This window comes from Frankia sp. AiPs1, assembly GCF_023716945.1.
GTDB lineage: Bacteria > Actinomycetota > Actinomycetes > Frankiales > Frankiaceae > Frankia.
Genome location: NZ_JAMQQF010000686.1, coordinates 1 through 2850, shown reverse-complemented (window position 1 = coordinate 2850; position 2850 = coordinate 1). Strand labels below are relative to the sequence as shown.

Annotated in this window: 2 protein-coding genes; both read left to right on the top strand. The window is 75.1% G+C overall.

Features of this window, described 5'->3' with window-relative positions; all coding sequences use genetic code 11:
- Positions 1 to 100: 100 nt before the first annotated feature.
- Positions 101 to 952 carry a condensation domain-containing protein gene (locus ND748_RS29385; RefSeq protein WP_285902883.1) on the top strand — a complete coding sequence of 284 codons (852 nt, stop codon included), beginning with the start codon at positions 101 to 103 and terminating at the stop codon, positions 950 to 952.
- Positions 949 to 2850, top strand: a 1902-nt coding sequence (locus tag ND748_RS29380) for a condensation domain-containing protein (protein WP_251749445.1), incomplete at its 3' end; no start/stop codon positions are given. The genes ND748_RS29385 and ND748_RS29380, both read left to right, overlap by 4 nt.

Sequence of the window (2850 nt, the reverse complement as noted above, 5' to 3'; positions counted from 1 at the left end):
GGCTTCCGCGCCGCGCTGACCAGCGCCGTCAACGCCTACGCCAAGGACCAGAACCTGCTCAAGCCGGTGAAGGCGGGAGCTGCTCGACGGCCCCGACGGGTTGCTGGGTCGGCGCCGCGCCGATCCGGCCCGCGACACCTGGTCGACCGTGCGGACCCACACCGTCCGGCTGGCCCCGGACGTCACCGAGCCGCTGCTGGCCTCGGTGCCCGCCGCGTTCTTCGCCGGGATCGACGACGTGCTGCTCGCCGGGCTCGCACTCGCCCTCGGATCGTGGCCGACCGCCCCCGCGGACGCGGGGCGCTGCGCACTCGTGCTGCTCGAGGGCCACGGGCGCCAGGAGGCCGCGGTCGCCGGCAGCGATCTGGCCCGCACCGTCGGCTGGTTCACCAGCCAGCATCCCGTCCGGCTGGACACCCGGGGCGTCGACCTCGCCGACGCGCTCGCCGGCGGCCCCGCGGCCGGGACGGTCATCAAGCGGGTCAAGGAACACCTGCGTTCCCTGCCCGACCACGGCATCGGCTACGGCATGCTGCGCCACCTCGACCCGGACTCGGCGGCGCAGCTCGCCGCCCGGCCCGTGCCGCAGATCGGCTTCAACTACCTGGGCCGCTTCGAGGCACCGGGCGGCGCCGGCTGGCGGGTCGCCGCCGACGGCGTGGGCGCGGCCTACGGCCCGGGCATGCCGCTGCCCGCCAGCCTGGTCGTGAACGCGATCACCGAGGACACCCCCGAGGGCCCGCGCCTGGTGGCGCACTGGATGTACGCCGAGGGGCTCTTCGACGCCGCGTCGGTCGCCGACCTCGCGGCCCGGTGGTGCGCCGCCCTGGCAGCCCTCGTCCGGCATGCCGCCGGCGCGGGGGCCGGCGGGCGGACCCCATCGGACCTTTCCCTGGTCTCGCTGGACCAGAACCAGCTCGACGCCCTCGAGGCGATGTGGAGGACGACGTGAGCGCCGGCGGTTCCGCGATCGAGGACATTCTCCCGCTGTCCCCGTTGCAGCAGGGTCTGGTGTTCCACGCCGCCCTGGCCGATGACGCCGCCGGCACCGGCACCACCGGTACCACGGGCACCGGCACCGGCACCGGCACCACTGTCGGCGCCGCGGCCGGCCCTGGCGCCGGCACGAGCACGGGCACGGGCACGGACGCCTACGTGGCGCAGCTCGTCGTGGACCTCGACGGCCCCCTCGACCCCGCCCGGCTGCGCCGTGCCGCGAACGCGCTGGCGGCCCGGCACTCCGCTCTGCGCAGCGGGTTCGTCATGGACGTCGGCAAGCCGGTCCAGATCGTGCTGCGCACGGTCGAGGTCCCCTGGACCCAGATCGATCTGACCGGTTCGGACCTGACCGGTTCGGACCTGACCGGTTCGGACCTGACCGGTTCCGATGCGATCGGTTCCGATGCGATCGGTTCCGACCGGGCCGGGGCTGACCTGACGGGGGCTGACCTGGCGGAGGCCGAGCGCCGTGCCGACGGGCTCGTCGCGGCCGACCGGCGGCGCAGCTTCGACCTGCGCCGTCCGCCACTGCTGCGCGCCATGCTGCTGGTGTTCGGCCCCGACCGGCACCGGTTCGTGCTCACCAACCATCACGTGATCATGGATGGCTGGTCCACGCCGCTGCTGATGCGCGACCTGTTCGCCCTCTATGCCGCCGACAGTGTCGCCCCCGGGGCCGCGCTGCCCGCCGTCCGTCCGTACCGCGACCACCTCGCCTGGCTCGCCGCGCGCGACACGGCGGCGTCCCTCGACGCCTGGCGTGCCGCGTTGGACGGTGTCACGGCGGCGACGCACCTGGTGCCCGCCGCGCAGGGGGAACCCACGGTCCTGCCCGACGAGCTGGTGGAGATGCTGCCCGCCGAGCTGGTGGCGGGGCTGACCGGGCTGGCCCGCTCCCTGGGCGTCACCCTGAACACGCTGGTCCAGCTCGCCTGGGGGATCCTCGCCGGCCGGCTCACCGGCACCGACGACGTCGTCTTCGGGGCGACGGTCTCCGGCCGGCCCGCCGACCTGCCCGGGGTCGAGGCCATGGTCGGCCTGTTCATCAACACGGTGCCGGTGCGGGTCCGGCTGCGCCCGGCCGAGGCGGTGAGCGAGCTCGCCGTCCGCCTGCAGCGCGAGCAGGTCGACCTGCTCGACCACCAGCACTGCGGGCTGGCCGACATCCAGCAGGCCGTGGGCTTCGGCACCGGCGAGCTGTTCGACAGCCTGGTGGTGTTCGAGTCGTTCCCGTTCGACGGCGCGGCGATCGACGGTGCCCTCGCCGCCGGTGGCCTGCGCGCCGCCGGTGTGCACCGGCCGATCTCCACGCACTACCCGGTGACGCTCATGGTGATGCCGTCCGGCGGTGGACTCGAGGTCACGCTCAAGTACCGCCCGCGCGAGGTCGGCGCGGACGGCGCCCGGCTGCTGCTCGCCCGGCTGCGCCGCGTGCTCGAGTCGATCGTCGCGAATCCCGGGGCCGCCGTCGCGGCGGTGGGGGTCCTGGCGGACGACGAGTCGGCAGCGATCCTGCGCCGTGCCTTCGGCGACGGGCCGCTCGACCTCGCGGACGCCACGCTGCACGAACTGTTCGAGGCGGTCGTCGACCACACGCCCCATGCCGTCGCCGTCGAGTGGGACACGCACACCCTCACCTACGCCGAGCTCGACGCCCGCGCGAACGCGCTGGCCCACCGCCTGATCGCCCTCGGGGCGGGCCCCGAGCGGCTGGTGGCCGTCCTGCTGCCCCGCGGGGCGGACCTCATCGTCGCCGCGCTCGCCGCGCTCAAGGCCGGCGCGGGCTACCTGCCGATCGACCCCAGCTACCCGGCCGACCGCATCGCGTTCACCCTGCGCGACGCGCGGCCC